Source organism: Mycobacterium sp. NGS54, assembly GCF_059812465.1.
In genome coordinates this window covers 383,271-400,808 of the sequence record NZ_JCALCS010000007.1, presented here as the reverse complement: position 1 = coordinate 400,808, position 17,538 = coordinate 383,271, and the positions used below count along the sequence as shown (strand labels likewise).

The 17,538-nt window shown below is 66.2% G+C and carries 2 protein-coding genes (1 of these 2 cut by a window edge); both read right to left on the bottom strand.

All coding sequences use genetic code 11. The features are described 5' to 3' along the window. A protein-coding gene (locus AC5Y5E_RS24015) for a non-ribosomal peptide synthase/polyketide synthase (RefSeq protein WP_499905538.1) crosses the window boundary here: on the bottom strand, positions 1-8,635 show its 5' portion. The gene continues 19,844 nt to the left of window position 1, outside the view; 8,635 of the gene's 28,479 nt are visible here — the first part of the coding sequence; the start codon lies at positions 8,633-8,635; its stop codon lies off the left edge, out of view. Continuing rightward, the gene (locus AC5Y5E_RS24010; RefSeq protein ID WP_499905536.1) at positions 8,632-17,538 is read right to left on the bottom strand and encodes an amino acid adenylation domain-containing protein; all 8,907 of its coding nucleotides are present in this window, start codon (positions 17,536-17,538) and stop codon (positions 8,632-8,634) included. The genes AC5Y5E_RS24015 and AC5Y5E_RS24010 overlap by 4 nt, the downstream gene beginning before the upstream one ends.

Below are 17,538 nucleotides of genomic sequence, written 5' to 3'. Positions count from 1 at the left end.
TGCGGGCGGTGTGGGTGTTCGCGAGCATTGGAGTTACCCGTAGATCACCCATGGCCAATCCGGCAGCGGGGTCGGTGTTCTGCCACGCCAGCATCACCTGGATCAGCGGGTGATGGGTCAGGCTGCGGGTTGGATTGAGGCGCTCGACCAGCACCTCGAAAGGCAAGTCTTGGTGTTCGTAGGCGGCCAGGCTTCGCTGACGCACTTGGGACAGTAGTGCGGCGACGGTGGGATCCCCGGACAGATCAACCCGCAGCACCAAGGTGTTGACGAAAAAGCCCACCATCTCATCGAGCGCCGGGTCGGCGCGCCCGGCGATCGGGAACCCTACCGCCACATCGCGGCTATCACTGATCTTGGACAGCAACACCGCCAGGGCGGCCTGGATCACCATGAAGCTGGTCGCGTTGTGCTCGCGGGCCACCCGCGCCACCCGCTGCTGCAGCTGTGCCGGCCAGTCCACGAACACAGTGGCGCCGCGATAATCGGCGACCGGCGGGTAGGGCCGATCGGTGGGAAGTTCGAGTCGTTCAGGCAGCCCGTCGAGGGCATCCTCCCAAAACTCGAGCTGCGCGGCGATGAGGCTGTCGCTGTCGTCGAAATCGCCCAGCTGCCCGCGCTGCCACAACGCGTAATCGACGTACTGCGCCGCCAAGGCGGCCCAGCCTGGGGTCTGTCCCGCCCGCCGGCTGACGTAAGCCAGACCTAGATCACGCGCGAGCGGGGTGATCGACCACCCGTCAGCGGCGATGTGGTGGACCGTGACCACCAGCGCGTGATCGTCGTCAGCGATGCGGAAAAGTGTTGCCCGAAAAGGTATCTCGGCAGCCAGGTCGAAGCTGTGGCCCGCCGCGGCGTCGATGGCCTCGTCGAGCCGGTTTGCCGACCAGCGGGTGGCGTTGACAACGTCCCAACCGAAATCAGCCCGTTCGGCGGGCAGCACTAGCTGTTGAGGTATCCCGTCGAAGGCCGGGAATAGTGTCCGCAGGCTCTCGTGGCGGCTCACCACATCGGTCAGCGCGGCACCCAAAGCGTCGACATCGAGGCGGCCACCGAGCCGCAGGGCCACCGTCATGTTGTAGACGGGTGAAGGTCCCTGCAGCTGGTCGAGGAACCACAACCGCTGCTGGGCATACGACAACGGGATCCGTTCCGGGCGCGGCATCACCTGCAACGGCGGGCGGGCAACTCCGCCACGATGGCGGTACAGGTAGTCGGCAAAATCCCCGACGCGGGATGCCTCAAACAGATATCGCACCGGCACTTGCCTGCCCAAAGCGAGCTGCAACCGTGCGCTCAGCCGGGTGGCCGTCAACGAATCCCCACCTAGGGCGAAGAAATCGTCGTCGAGCCCGGCTCGGTCGACGCCGAGCACTTCGGCGAACACTCCGGCGACGATTTTTTCGGTTTGGGTCTGCGGCGGCCGGAAGGGTGTAGCCGCAAACACGGGCGCCGGCAAGGCCTTACGATCGATCTTGCCCGAGGGGGTCATCGGAAACTCGTCGAGGACCACGATCTGGGCCGGCACCATGTAGTCGGGCAGCCGCTCGCTCAATCGCTGACGGACGGCGCTGATCTTGGAGTTGGTGTGGGGGTCGTTGGCGTGGGTGCTGCGCTGCTGAGGCAGGTAGAGGTCGGTCAGCGCGCCGTGGGAATCGGTGGGGGTCAAGAAGATCGCGTCGAGGGTGCCCGGCTGGGCTCCCCAGGTGACCACGACCTGGTAGCCGTTTGATTCCCCGAGGCGGCGCAGTTCTTCAGGGACGACGCCGTCGGGAGTCGCACAGCCTTCGTCTAGGGGTATCCCGGCGGCGAGGGCCCGATCGACGGCGACATCGGAAATCACTCTGGCGCAAGGAATGTCCGTGATGCGCATGGCGGTGGGACATTGCGAAACCAACCGGGCGTGGAGCCCGCCCAGGCCCGCGCAGTCGACCCATGCACAGGTGGGTGTGGAGGCCAGGGAACGTACCGCGGCCGGGGTTTTGTGGACGGTGACGTCGTAGCGGTACCGGGTCAACTCGTTGTCGGCCGACCCGCGTTTGACTTGGATATCGAGCCCGGCCGGCGACGGGTGGTTCTGCGCCCAAGTGGTGAAGAACTCTGGGGCTAAAAGTAATTCGGTTTCGCCGAGCATGGCGCGCTGGGCTCGTTGGCGGATCTCGGCGGTGTCGGTGGTTGCGCGAGCGAGCGCTATTGCGGTGTGGAACGCGCCCTGCAGGGCGTGGTTTCGCACGTCGCCGATAAACAGTGCCCCGCCGGGGGCCAGCAGATCCATCGCGTTTTCGATAACCTCGGCCAGATAGCCCGCGTTGGGGAAGTACTGGACGACCGAGTTGAGAACGATGGTGTCGAAGTATTCGTGCGGCAACTCCCCGGTGACGTGGGCGGGCTGGGTCAGCAGCTGAACCCTGTCACGCCAAGGGATTTGCAGCCGCTCCAGCGAGCGGGCCAGGTTGTCGATTGCCACCGCCGACACGTCGGTGCCGACGTAGTGCTCGCACTGTGGGGCGACCTGAGACAGCACCAGCCCCGAGCCCGCGCCGATCTCCAGCACTCGCCGCGGACGCAGGGCCATGATCCGATCCACCGTGGCAGCGCGCCACTCCGCCATCTCCTCAAGCGGAATCGGATCACCGGTGAAGCTGCTGTTCCAGCCCCGAAAATCCATCCCGAACGCGGGCACCGAAACCTCGGCGCCGTAGAGCTCGTCGTACATCCGCTGCCACTCTTCGACGATTTCGGCGTCGTGCTCATCAGTGGCCGTATGCTCGATGGTGATGTAGGCGACGAGGTGGGCGCCGGTCGCGCTGCGGTGCACGGAGGCGGCGGCCTGACGCACCTGGGGGCAGGCCAGCAGGACGTTTTCGATCTCGCCCAGCTCAATTCGCTGCCCGCGCAGCTTGATCTGAGTGTCGGCGCGTCCCAGATAGTCCAGGGTGCCAGCGGAGGTCCAGCGCACCAGGTCGCCGGTGCGGTACATGCGCGACCCGGCGTCACCAAACAGGCCCCCGAACGGGTTTGCCACGAACCGTTCGGCGGTCAACGCCGCCTGGCCTACGTAGCCGCGGGCCAGCGCGGGTCCGTCCAGATACAGCTCGCCCACCACCCCGATCGGGGCGGGGTTCAGCCGCGCGTCGAGCACCAGTGCGCGCATCCCCGGGAGCGGGGTGCCGATGCGGACCGGCTGCCCCGCCGACAGTGGCGCGGTGGTGGCCCAGATTGTGGTCTCGGTAGGACCGTAGCCGTTGAACATCCGTCGGCCCGGTGCCCACGCAGCCACCAACTCGCCCGCGCAGGCCTCCCCGCCGGCGATCAGGGTGGATAACGCGTCCAGCCGGGTCCCCTCCAGCGACGACAACACCGTCGGGGTCATCACCGCCGCGTTGACGCGCTGGTTCTGCAGCAATGCGGTCAAAGCTGCGCCGGCGTACACCGCCGGCGGTGCCACCACCAACGCCCCGCGTGATCCCACCGCAACCAACAACTCGCCGATCGCCGCGTCAAATGTCGGCGCGAGCCCCATCAGCATTCGGGTATCCGCGCCCAGCCCGAACACCTCGCGGTGCGCCGCTGCGATCCCATGAAGACCGGCGTGGGTGACTTCCACCCCTTTGGGGGCACCGGTGGACCCCGAGGTGAACATCACGTATGCGGTGTTGTCCGGTTTGAGCGCCGCGAGCCGGTCGCTGTCGCTGATCGCCTCCGCGAAGTGTTCCGACAGGTCGAGACCGTCCGAAACACCTACGCGCAGCAGCGGGCGCACCCCAGCCCCGGGCACGGTGTCGGCATCGCGAGTCAGCACGCACACCGCCGCCACGGCGTCGAGCACGGTGGCAATCCGCTCGGGCGGGTGAGTCGGATCCACCGGGACATACGCGCCGCCGGCTTTGAGCACCGCCCACCACGCGACCAGCAACTCCGCGCACCGGCCCATCGCCACGCCTACTGCGCGCTCCGGACCCACGCCCATCGCGATCAGCTTGCGCGCCAACTGCGTTGACCACCCATCGAGCTCGCGATACGACAACGCCCGCGCGCCGTCGACCACCGCCACGGCGTCCGGGGCGGTCGCCACCGCCGCGGCCAATAGATCCGGTGCCACCCCCACGGGTGCCGCGACCCCGGCACCCGACCAGCCCGACAACAAGAGATCGCGCTCATCGGGATCCAGCAACGGCACCTCTCCGACCACCACCGACGCGTCGACCACCACCGCCTCGATCACCCGCCCGAACCAGGTGACCAACCGCTCGATGCTGGCGCGCTCAAAGAGATCGGTGGCATACGACACTATTCCGGCGACCATCGGCGAGGCCGGGTCCTCGGAGGGCACCTCCACCAAATCGAAATCGAGATCCCACTTTGCGGGGCGGGCAAACGCCGCGAACGGCTCGACGCTGACCCCGTCGATGTCCACCTCGGTGCGCGCATGGTTCTGGAAAACCATGGCCACCTGGAACAGCGGATGATGCGCCGTGGAGCGCGCCGGGTTAAGTTGCTCGACGACCCGCTCGAAGGGAACATCCTGGTTGCTGTAGGCATCCAACGCCTTCTGGCGCACCCTCTCCAGCACTTCGCTGAAACGCTGCGCGGCACGGAGATTCACCCGCAGCACCCACGTGTTGACGAAGAACCCGACCAGATCGTCGAGCGCCGGGTCCAATCGGCCCGCGATCGGCGTGCCCATCACCACGTCCTCGCCGACCCCGACCCGATGCAGCAACACCGCCACCACCGCCTGCAACACCATCGAGGCCGTCGCGTTGTGCGCCGCCGCAAGCCGCTTGACGTCCGCCCACACCGGAGGGTCGATGCGCAGCTCCACCTGGTCACCGCGGTAACTGGGCACCGGCGGCCGGACCCGGTCCGTCGGCAGCGACACCAGCTCCGGCAGGTCCGCCAACTCTTGCAGCCAGTACCGCAACTGCCCAGCGATCACGCTGTCCGGATCTGACTCAGTGCCCAGCGAGTCCCGCTGCCACAGTGTGTAATCCACGTACTGCACCGGCAATGGTGCCCACTGCGGGGAGCGGCCCCGCCGTCGTGCCCGATACGCATCGGCCAGGTCCCTGAACATCGGGCCCATTGACCAGCCGTCAAAAGCGATGTGGTGCACGACAATCCCCAGCACATGCTGCTCGGGACCCACCGAATAAAGCCGCGCGCGGATGGGAATCTCCGACGACAAATCGAACCGGTATTCCGCCATCGCAGCCAACTCGGCGGTCGCATGCGGCTGCGACAACGACGCAACCGGCGCGCCCCCGCGCCGCCACATCCCGGCCCTGGCGGGCAACACTTCCTGGTACGGCACGCCGTCAACGTCGGGAAATATGGTGCGCAGCGATTCGTGGCGAGCGATGACGTCGTCGAGAGCCGCGCCCAGCGCCTCCGCGTCCAGCTCGCCACTGATCCGAAAAGCGGTGGGCATGTTGTATGTCGCGACCCCGCCTTCGAACCGGTCGAGGAACCACAACCGGCTCTGCGCAAACGACAGCGGCACCAGCGCGGGCCGCTCGCCGGCCACCAACGGTTTGCGCCGGCGCGCGCCCCCACCGATTCGCGCGGCCAACTCGGCAATCGAGGGTGCGTCGAACAGGGTGCGCACCGAAAGCCCGGCCTCCAGGCCGGTATTCAGTGCGGCGATCACCCGCATCGCCGACAACGAATCCCCGCCCAGGTCGAAGAACGACTCATCGACACCGACCCGGTCCAACCCCAGTACGCGGGCGTAGGCGTCGGCCATGATCTCCTCGACCGGGGTGGTCGGGGCGCGGTAGCGATCGGTGTCGGCGTAGTCGGGGGCCGGTAGTCCTCGGATGTCGAGTTTGCCGTTGACAGTCAGGGGGATCTGCTCCACCGCGATCACGGCTGCGGGGATCATGTAGTCGGGCAGCCGCTCTGCCAGCGCTGCACGCACTTCGGCGGGGCCGGCGGTCCCCGTGATATAGCCGACCAGACGCTTTGCACCGGGGCGGTCCTCACGGACAACAACCACCGCCTGCTCGACCCCGGGTAGCGCGTTGAGTGCTGCGCGGACTTCTCCGAGTTCGATGCGGAAACCGCGGATCTTGATCTGTTCATCGCCGCGCCCGACGTAGTCCAGTTGACCATCGGTCCGCCAACGGACGAGGTCGCCGGTGCGATACATGCGCGCCCCGGGCGCCCCGAACGGGCACGCCACAAATCGCGCCGCGGTCAGTCCCGCCCGCCGCCAGTAGCCACACGCCACCCCGGCGCCGGCGACATACAACTCGCCGATCACGCCGGGGGCCACCGGACGCAGCCAGCCGTCCAGCACCAACAGGGCCGTCCCTGACACGGGCGAGCCGATCGGGGCGCCCGACCCCGCGGTCAGGGGGGCGCTCATCGACGCATACACGGTGGTCTCGGTCGGGCCGTAAGCGTTGATGAGCGTGCCCGCCACGCCATACCGATCCACCAGATCAGGGGGACAGGCCTCACCGGCTACGACCAGCGTCACCCCGCGGAGCCGATCAGGTGGCAGGGCGGCCAATGCCGTCGGCGTGAAATCTGCGTGCGAAATACCCTGGTGCGCGATCAGATCCAGCAATTCATCACCCGGAAGCGTCTGGTCGCCGTCAGGGAACACCGCAGTGGCCCCGGTCAACAGGGCCGACCACAGACTTGCCACCGAAACGTCGAAGACCAATGGCGCGAACTGCAGGATCCGACTCGTGGGTGTAATCGCAAGCCGCTCGACGCACGTGGCCACCAAGCCGGCGATGCCGGCATGGGTTACAGCCACGCCCTTGGGGACACCGGTGCTGCCCGATGTGTAAATCAGGTAGGCGACGTCCTCTGCCCGAGGGGCGGGAAGCGGGGTGGTGGGCGCGCGCTTGACGGCGGGGTCTGCACGGTCAGCGACGTCGATGACGGGTACATCGAACCGGGCCAGCCGCCCGGCCAGAGCAGCGGTGGTGACCACGGCGGTCGGCGCCGCGTCGGCCAGCACCACGCCGATGCGCGCCTGCGGATACTTGGGGTCCAGGGGCACGTAAGCGGCCCCGATTCTCAGCACGGCGAGGACCGCCACGATCGCTTCGGCCGAACGGGAAAACAGCAGCGCTACACGGGATCCCGGGCCCGCCCCACAGCTTCCCAACACGTGGGCCAACCGGGTTGCCGCCTCGTCGAGGTCACGGTAGGTCCACTGCTGACCGGCGCAGCTGACTGCCAGGGCGTCGGGCGTGCGGGCCACCTGCGCGGCGAACAGCACCGGAATCGACGGGTCTGCCGTCGTGCGCGGATCGGTCAGCGCGGCGCGATTACCGACCGCGTCGAGGTGGGCATGTTGCTGGGCATCAAGCACATCGATGGAGGACAACGCCCGGATCGGATCAGCGCACATTGCCAGCACCAGCCGCTTCAAGCGGTCGACGAGCGCGGTGATGCTCGCCAGGTCGAACACCTCGGTGGCGTATTCGATACGCAGGCCCAGTTGCGGGCCAGGCAGCACTTGCAGGGTCAGCGGGTAGTGGTTGAACTCACGACCAGTGACAGCCGTGACGACCACGTCCCCGGCCTCCAGCGATGAGTCGACAGGATAGTTCTCGTAGACGAACAAGCTGTCAAACAAGGCGTCGTGTCCGGTGAGGCGGTGGATGTCGACGAGCGGCAGATGGTGATGATCGACGGTGTCGTTGTGGGCGATTTGCAGCTGCGCAAGCAGCTGTGCGGTGGACGTGGTCCCGGTGATGACCGCCCGCACCGGCACGGTGTTAATGAACAGGCCCACCATGGATTCCGCGCCGGCCAGATCGGCAGGACGCACGGAGACCGTGGTGCCAAAGGCGACGTCATGCTGACCCGTCAGCGCAGCCAGCACCTGCACCCACGCGGCCTGCAACACGATGTTGAGGGTGTGTTGCGTCCGCGCCAACTCGATCAGCGCCTCGGTGATGTGGACCGACAACGCACAGGAGTGCACGGCGCGCGCGGCGAACCCCAACCGCTCGGGCGGGCCGACCAGGGTGGGTGCCTCAAAGCCGGCGAAAAGTGCGCGCCAGGCGTCGCGGGCGGCACCGGCGTCCTTTCCGGCCAGCCAAGCCAGGAAACCGCGATAAGGGGTGGCCGCCGGAAGGGGCTGGCCGGCGTAGCCGGCGATGATTTCGCGCAGCACGATCTCCAGCGACCAGCCGTCCAGCACGATGTGATGGTTGGTCAACACCAGCCGGTGCTCCGTGACGGCGGTGCGGATCAGCACCGCACGCAGCAGGCACTGGTGGGCCAGATCGACGACGGCCGCACGCTCGGTTGTGCAGATCTCCTCGATGCGCTCCTCGGGCTGCACATCGTCGGTCAGATCGATAACCTGCCAGGGCACAACGGGATCGGCCACAATCACCTGAACCGGCTCGTCGAGGTCTTCGTAGACGAAACGGGCCGCGACGTTGGGGTGGCGGGTAACCACGGATTGCACCGCCCGATGCAGACGGCGGTCGTCCAGCGGACCGGTCAGGACGACATCGAGTTGCATCGCGTACGCATCGGCCAAGCCCTGCGGGTCACCGGCATGGAAGAGCAAACCCAATTGCAGCGGGGTCAGTGGCAGCAGATCGCGGATCCGATAGGCGCGTTCGAGACTTTCGATCTGTCGTTGGGTCAGGCTCATGGCAGCCCGCTTGGACGCAACGGCGTGAGCGCGAAGTCCGACGGGGTGAACCCGCCGCCACCGGTGCCAACATGCGTGCAGATCCCGACCAGCGCCTCAAACCACAGCTTGCTCACTCGGTCAATTTGGGCGGCATCGAGTTTGGAGGACGCCCAGGTCCAGTCCGCGCGCAGTTGCGGGCCCGCGGCCGTGTCGAAGGCGAAGGCGTTGAGCTCCACGGTGTGTGTCAACGGCATCGCCACGGCCGCCGCCGCGCCGAGCACCGACGGGTCGTCGTGGCAAAGCCGCCAAATGTCGCGAACCCCTTCAGCTGAGACACCCAGGCGACCCAGGTAGTTGAATCCGATCGGCGGGTCGGGTCCGCCCAGGTCCGCCTCGCTGTTCAGGTAGCGCAGCACGCCATAGGTCCAGCCCTCGGGCAAGGAGCGTAGCTGTTCCTTCGCGTGCTTGACCGCACTGCCGAGCACCGCGTTGCCCGCTTTGACCTGCGCCCACGAAACACGATCGAAGACAAGGGCCACTGGGTATTTGGTGGCGAACCACCCCACGGTGTGGGACAGGTCGAGGTCGGGGGCCAGTTCCTCATGACGGCCGTGTCCCTCCACGTCGATGCTGATGGGCTCGGCAGTGTTCAGGAATTCCGCCCACGCCAAGCCAAACGCGATCAGCAGAATGTCTTGCACCCCAGCATGAAACGCCGCTGGTACCTCACCGAGCAGCAGCAGCGTGGTCTCGACATCCAGTTCCGCCGACAGCTGGCCTGCGGAGGCATAGGTATCCAGCACAGCATCGACAGCAGGCAACGCCGCACGCACCGCTGCGATCTGCTGCCAGGCCTGCACCTGATCGACTACCGTGGTCGCGCGCGCCCGCTCGGCCAGCACCACCGCCCACCGACGAAATGACGCCCCCCGCATCGGCAAAACCGGCACTCGGCCGGCGCGGTGCTGCCCCCAAGCGGCGTTGAGGTCATCCAGCAAAATACGCCAAGATACCGCGTCAACGGCCATATGATGAATCATCAACACCAGCTGACCGGTGGAAATCACCCACAGCCCGCTGAGCATCACCCCGGCCTTCGGATCCAGTCGGCGCCGCGCCCCCAACAGCTCCTCATCGCACAACACATCGACGGCGTGCACACAGCGCCGGGCGTCCACCGAACCTGTCGGCATCGTCTCCAACACCCACTGGCCCGCTGGGCCCCCGGTGCTGACGCGCAACCGCAACATGGCATGCCGATCCACCAACGCCTGGACCATCGCCACAGCATCGGCCTCGGTGCTGTCCGGCGGCGCCTGCACGGCCACCGTCTGGTTGAACTGCTCCACCGGGCCATCCACGGTTGCCAGCCAGCACGCCGCTGGTGTCGAAACCAGTTGCCCCACATCTTCATCGGGGTGGTCATCGGCCCCGGCGACCACTCGCGCTACCCGGGCTAGACGCGCCACGGTCTGCTCGACGAAGACATCGCGCGGCCGACACAGCACCCCGGCGCCGCGAGCGCGCGCCACCACCTGGATGGACAAAATACTGTCGCCGCCCAGTTCGAAGAACGACTCGTCCACACCCACTCGATCCAGCCCCAGGACTTGGGCGTAGATGTCAGCCAAAATCTCCTCGACCGGGCTGGCCGGGGCGCGGTAGCGATCGCCGTGGATATAGTCGGGGGCCGGCAGCGCAGCCTTGTCGAGCTTGCCGTTGACAGTCAACGGTATTCGATCAACGAGCTGCACCGCCGCGGGCAGCATATAATCGGGCAGCCGCTCGGCGAGCGCCGTACGCAAACGCGAAACCTCCACCGCGCCAGTCACATAGCCGACCAGACGCTTGTCGCCGGGGCGGTCCTCACGGACGACCACCACCGCCTGATCTACCCCGGGCAATGCGGCCAACGCGGATTGCACCTCGCCCAACTCGATCCGAAACCCGCGGATCTTGACTTGCTCATCCGCGCGCCCGACGTAGTCCAACTGCCCATCGACGCGCCACCGCACCAGATCGCCGGTGCGATACATACGTATTCCGGCCCTGCCGAATGGACACGCCACAAACCGCGACGCGGTCAAACCGGCCCGGCGCCAATAGCCCACTCCCACCCCGGCACCGGCCACATACAACTCGCCCACCACGCCGGCCGGTACTGGTCGTAACCATCCATCCAGCACAAAAAACGCCGCTCCCGCTACCGGCGAGCCGATCGGCGGCACTCCGCGGCCCGCCACCAGTGGCGCCGTGGCGCACGCCCACATCGTGGTCTCCGTCGGCCCGTAGGTATTGATCATGACCCGCCCCGGCGCCCACTGGTCCACCAGCTCTGCAGTGCAGCGCTCAGCCCCCATCACCAGCGTCACTGGCCCTAACCCTTGCGGGTCCAACATCTTTACGGCAGAGGGGGTTTGACTCAACAGGTCGACTCGCTCGCGGGCCAGCAAGGCCTGAAAGTCTTCCGGCGAGCCGGCGACCGGTTCGGGCACGACGACCAGGCACCCACCGTGGAGTAGTGCTCCCCAGATCTCCCAGATCGAGGCGTCAAACGCCAAGGAATGGCATTGCGTCCACACCTCGCCCGGCCGCGTTAGGCCCGCGTCCAGGGAGTCAAACAGCTGTGTCACATTACGGTGGGTGGCAGCCACCGCCTTAGGCAGCCCGGTGCTACCAGAGGTGTAAATCAGATGGGCAATATCGTCGGGGCCTGGTGAGACCAGCGTGGTCCCAGCCGTTGTCTCGAGTGAGGAGTCGTCGAGCTCAATGACTCGTAGGTCGAATCCGGCGAGCCGGCTCGCCAACCCAAGTGTCGTCACCGCGACCACGGGTGCGCCGTCGTCGAGCATGAAGTCGATCCGGGCCGCTGGCAGTGCCGGATCGATCGGCAGATATGCCGCCCCCGTCTTGAGCACCGCCACAATTGCTGTGATCGCCTCCGCGGAGCGGGGCAACAGCAGCGCCACCACCGCTCCCGGGCCCGCCCCATGGCCAACCAGCAGGTGCGCCAAGCGGTTCGCCGCCTCGTCGAGCTCGTGGTAAGTCAGCCGCCGTCCGGCGAAGCTGACCGCCGCCGCGCCGGGTGTGCGGGCCACCCGGGCGGCAAACAACTCCGGAATCGACGCTGAGGCAACGGAATTGTTGCATGCTGCCCGGTTGCCGGCCGCATCGAGGAAGGCATGCTCGCCCGCGTCGAGTAGATCCGTCGCCGATAGGCGCCGGTGCGGGTCGGCGCACATCGTCGCCAGCACCCGCTGCAACCGCTCCACCAAAGACTCGATACTCGCGTCGGTGAACACCTCGGTGGCATACTCCACCCGCAGGCCCAGCTGCTTGCCGGGCAGCACCTGCAGCGTTAGCGGGTAATGGTTGAACTCGCGGCCACGGACCGCGGTGATCGCCACGTCGCCCGTCTTCAGCGAGGTATCCATCGGATAGTTTTCGTGGACGAACAAGGTGTCAAACAGGTTGTCGTGTCCTGCGATTCGGTGGATCTCGCTGAGGGGATGGTGCTGGTGATCGGCGGTGTCGTTGTGGGCGGTTTGTAGCTGGGCGAGCAGCTGCGCGTGGGTGGTGTTCGCCGTCAGGATCGCGCGTACCGGAACCGTGTTAATGAACAGGCCCACCATCGATTCGGCGCCCGACAGCTCCGCGGGCCGGCCCGACACCGTGATTCCGAACGCGACGTCACGCTGACCGGTCAGCGTACTGAGCAGCTGCGCCCACCCGCCCTGCAACACGATATTGACCGTGGTCTGCTGGGCGCGAGCCAGCCGGCTGAGGGCGTCGGTGCTTGCCGCAGACAGTTGCACACAGTGGACGGCGCGGTCGGCGGACCCGAAGCGCTGCGATGGGCAGACCAAGGTGGGCGCTGCAAACCCGGCGAACAGATCACGCCACGCGTTGCGGGCCGCCTCGGCGTCCTGGCCGGACACCCAGTCTAGGAAACGGCGGTACGGCAACGGCGCCGGAAGCGGTTCGCCGCCATAGCCAGCAAGCAGTTCGCGCAACACGATTTGCAGCGACCAGCCATCAAGCACGATGTGATGGTTGGTCAGCACCAGCCGATGGTCCTCGGCGCCGATGCGAATCAGCACCGCCCGCAACGGGCACTGATCAGCCAAACCAGCGAGGGCCGCACGTTCAGCGGCGCAGATCGCCTCGATCCGCTCCCCGCAGTCTGCGCCGCAACTGCTTAGGTCGATAAACCACCACGGTACAACGGGATCCGCCAGCATGACCTGCACCGGCTCATCGAACTCCGTGTAGACGAATCGGGCCGCCACGTTCGGGTGGCGGGTCAGCACGGATTGCACCGCGGCATGTAGACGCTGCGGATCGAGCCGACCCGACAATGTGATATCGAGTTGCACCACATACGGCTCGGTGGCGCCGTGCGGGTCGCTGCTGTAGACCAACAAGCCTCGCTGCAACGGAGTCAACGGCAGCACGTCGCTGATCCAGTAGCGGCCTTCGAGGTCTTCGATCTGGGGCTGGCTCAGGCGGGTCAACGTGAAATCTGACGGGGTGAACCCGCCGCCGCCGGCGACCACGTCGGCGCAGATCCCGGCCAGCGCCTCGAACCACAGTCGGCTGAGCCGGTTGATCTGGGCGGCATCGAGTTTGGAGGACGCCCAGGTCCAGTCCGCGCGCAGTTGCGGGCCGATGTCGGTGTCGACGATGAGTGCGTTGAGCTCGACGGTGTGCATTAACGGCATGGGCACCGCTGCGGCGGCGCCGAGGACCGCGGGACCGTCATGGCGGATCCGCCAACCATCGGCCATCCCGTTGGCCGCGGCTCCTAGCCGCCCGAGGTAGTTGAACCCGATCGGGGGGTCGGGCCCGCCTAGATCCACGTCGGAATTCAGGTATCGCAGCAATCCGTAGGTCACACCGTCCGGAATGGCGCGAAGCTGCTCCTTGGCGTCCTTGACCAGCCGCCCTAACCCCGCCCGGGAATCGGGATCCACCGCCAAGGCCACCGGATATTTGGTGGTAAACCACCCCACCGTGTCGGACAGCTGGATATCGGGGGCCAGTTCCTCGTGGCGGCCATGGCCCTCCACGTCGATGCCGATCGGCCCAGTAGTGCCCAGGAATCCCGCCCACGCCAACCCGAACGCGATCAGCAGGATGTCTTGGACCCCAGCATGAAACGCCGCCGGCACCCGACTCAGCAGCAGCTGGGTCGTCTCCACATCCAACGACACCGACAGCTGCTCGGCGGTCGCATAGCTATCCATCGCAGGATCGATCGCAGGCAACGCCGCCGGGGTCGCGATTATTTGCCGCCACTTGTGGGCCTGGTCCATCACTTCCGGGCGGCGCGCATGCTCAGCCAGTACCGCGGCCCACCGTCGAAACGAGGTGCCCCGCACCGGCAACTCGGACAGCTGCCCGGCACACTGCTGCCGCCACGCGGTGTTGAGATCAGCCTGCAATATCCCCCAGGAGACCGCATCAATTGCCAGGTGGTGAACGATGAGCACAAGTTGGCCCGTGGTGGTCACCCACAAGGCGCTGAGCATCACCCCGGCGCACGGATCCAACCGGCGCCGCGCCCCGACCAACGCCGCTTCGGACAACACATCGACAACGTGTACGCACTGCCGGGCATCCACCGTCGCGGGCGGGCGGGTCTCCAGCAGCCAGCCCCCGGCGCCGTCGTCGTTGGCGCGGATCCGCAACGTGGGATGCCGGTCCACCAACGCCTGCATCAGCGCTACCACGTCAGCGTCGCTGGTCCCCGTCGGAGCCTCCAGCAGCATCGTCTGATTGAATTCATCGATGGGACCTTGCACGCCTTGCAGCCAGCGCATGATTGGGGTCGAAACCAGCTGCCCCACACCGTGATCGACCTGGCCGTCGTCACCGTCGGCCACCCGCGCTATGCGGGCCAGCCGGGCTACCGTGCGTGCGACGAAAACATCGCGCGCCCGACACAGGACCCCAGCCGCCCGCGCCCGCGCAACCACCCGGATTGCCAAAATGCTGTCCCCACCCAGATCGAAAAACGACTCCTCGACACCCACCCGATCCAGCTCCAACACCTGGGCGAAGATGCCGGCCAAAATCTCCTCAACCGCGCTAGACGGGGCGCGATAGCGATCACCGTCGCTGTAGTCGGGGACGGGCAGTGCGGCCTTGTCCAGCTTGCCGTTGATCGTCAACGGAATCCGATCAACGACCATCACCGCTGCCGGGACCATATAGTCGGGCAGCCGCTCGGCCAGTGCCGCGCGTGCCGCGGCGGGGTCGGACGTCCCGACTACATAGCCGACCAGCCGCTTCTCCCCTGGACGGTCCTCACGGACAATAACCACCGCCTGATCGACCCCCGCCGCCTCGGCCAACGCGGCACGCACTTCCCCGAGTTCGATGCGAAACCCGCGGATCTTCACCTGCTCATCGAGACGACCTAGATAATCCAGCTGCCCATCGGTGCGCCACCGGACCAGATCGCCAGTGCGGTACATCCGCGCGCCGGGCGACCCGAACGGACACGCCACAAACCGCGACGCCGTCAACCCACTACGACGCCAATACCCAGCGGCCACCCCGGCGCCGGCCACATACAACTCCCCCAACACTCCCACCGGTACCGGACGCAACCACCCATCCAGCACGAATAGCCCCGCCCCTGATACCGGCGACCCGATCGGGGCTCCCGACCCCGCGCGGAGCCGCGCGCTCATCGACGCATACACCGTCGCTTCGGTGGGGCCGTAGGCGTTGATCATTACCCGCCCCGGTGCCCAGCGATCGACTAGTTCTGGTGGACAGGCTTCGCCGGCCACCACCAACGTCACGCCGTCCAGCCGATCGGGTGTGAGAGCGGCCACCGCCGATGGCGTGAAATCGGCATGCGAAATAGGCTGCCTAGCAATCAGCTCCACAAATTCGTCGCCCAGCAGCGACTCGTTGCTATCCGGAATCACCGCCTCGGCCCCGGTCAGCAACGCACACCACAGACTTGCCACTGACACGTCGAACACCAGCGGAGTAAATTGCAGGATCCGACTGTCGGACGTAATCACAAGCCGCTCAACGCAAGTGGCTACCAATTCGGCGACGCTAGCATGAGTGACGGCCACCCCTTTAGGGACTCCGGTGCTGCCCGACGTGTACATGAGATGGGCAATGTCATCGGGGCCCGGCGCCGCCGGTGCGGTGTTGGGCAGGGTCTTCAAGCTGGGATCGTCGACGTCAACGACCAACAAGTCGGTCCCGGCTAGCCGCGATCGCAAGCCCGCAGAGGTGATCGCGGCGATCGGCGCCGCGTCATCAAGGATGAGTTCGATGCGCGCCTGGGGGTATTGCGGATCGAGGGGCAGGTAGGCTGCACCGGCTTTCAGCACTGCCACGATCGCGGTGATCGCTTCCACGGAACGGGAAAACAGCAGCGCCACAAACGAACCAGGGCCGGCCCCATGACCAATCAGCAAGTGCGCGAGCCGGTTCGCCGCGTCATCGAGCTCGCGGTAGGTCAGGCTTCGCCCGCCGCAGCTGATCGCGACGGCGTCGGGGGTACGGGCCACCTGGGCGGCAAACAACACCGGAATGGACAACCCAGCGCCGGGATCGGTTAACGCGGCGCGGTTACCGACGGCATCGAGCCAGCCGTGCTCAGACTCGTCGAGCAGATCAATAGACGACAACGCCCGGTCCGAATCCGCGCACATCACATCCAGCAACCGTGCCAACCGCTCCACCAAATCGGCGACGTTCAAATGCCCGAACGGCCGAGCGGCACCCGCTGTGCTGAGAAACAGCTGGTCGCGTGTCCGCGCAAAGAACAGGCCAAAGTACTTGACAGGGCCAAAGCTTCGCCGCATTACCGAGGCCGAGGCGTCGCCGAAGGCCACGGTCGCGGTGGGTGGCAGGATATCGACGGTTATCCGGTTCGTCGTCTGCTCGTCGCTCACGACGTTTACCGGAAATCTCTGATGCTGCAGCACTTCCTGGCGTCTCGAGTCAACTTGTCTACAGAGGTCGACAACCGTGTCGGCGCCCGTCATCGATATCGCGAGCGGTAGGGACGCGGCCATCCTCCCGGCAAACGTCCTTGATTCCGCACACACTCTTCTGCTGACCGGCAACTCGAGGACTAATTCGGGGCCACCGGTCGACCAGCTGCATATCAGAACCGCACAAGCTGCGGTGATTACCGATTCCTGGCGGACGTTCAAATCCTTCGACAACCGTATGATTCGGCTGAGCGTCAAAGGGTTGAAGGGCACCGCCCGGCTGGCCGAGTTCACGCCAGCTTCGGCCCCTACTTCGGTTTGTACGACGCGCGACGCACTTTCCGAGCGCAGATTTCCTGACCAGTACTGCCGATCATCGAGGAAATCTTCGGATGCTTCGTATTCACGTTCGCATGCTAGGAGGGCGCGCAGCGATCCAAAGGGCGACACAGTGACAGGCTCGCCGGAAACCACCGAAGTGTAGATGGCCGCAATCCGGTTAGCGATAAGTGCGAGACCGACCTCATCGACCACGACGCAGTGGCACGATATGAACACGTAGAACTCGTCTCGCCGCGTCTGCAACAGCACGAATCTGAACAGCGGACCAGACAACGGCATGGGACTATGCAGCTGCGAGGTGGCGACGTTATGGGCTTCCTCGACCGGATCCGGGAAGGATCTCAGATCAAGGAACGGGATCTCGAAATCCGGGTAGTCGGCAGGCCGCTGGTATACCTTCCCGTGGGCCTCGAATACGGCCACCCGGATGGATTCGGCTTCTCGCACGCATTCGCGAATGGCGAATTCCAACGCACGACGTTCTACGGTGCCATCGATGACGACGAACTGGCTGAGTTGCGACTCGGTATCGATATCACCGATTTCGTGAGTAAGCCAGAGGTCAAGCTGCCCGCGCGTCAAAGGCAGCGGCGGGTCATCCGGCTCCAT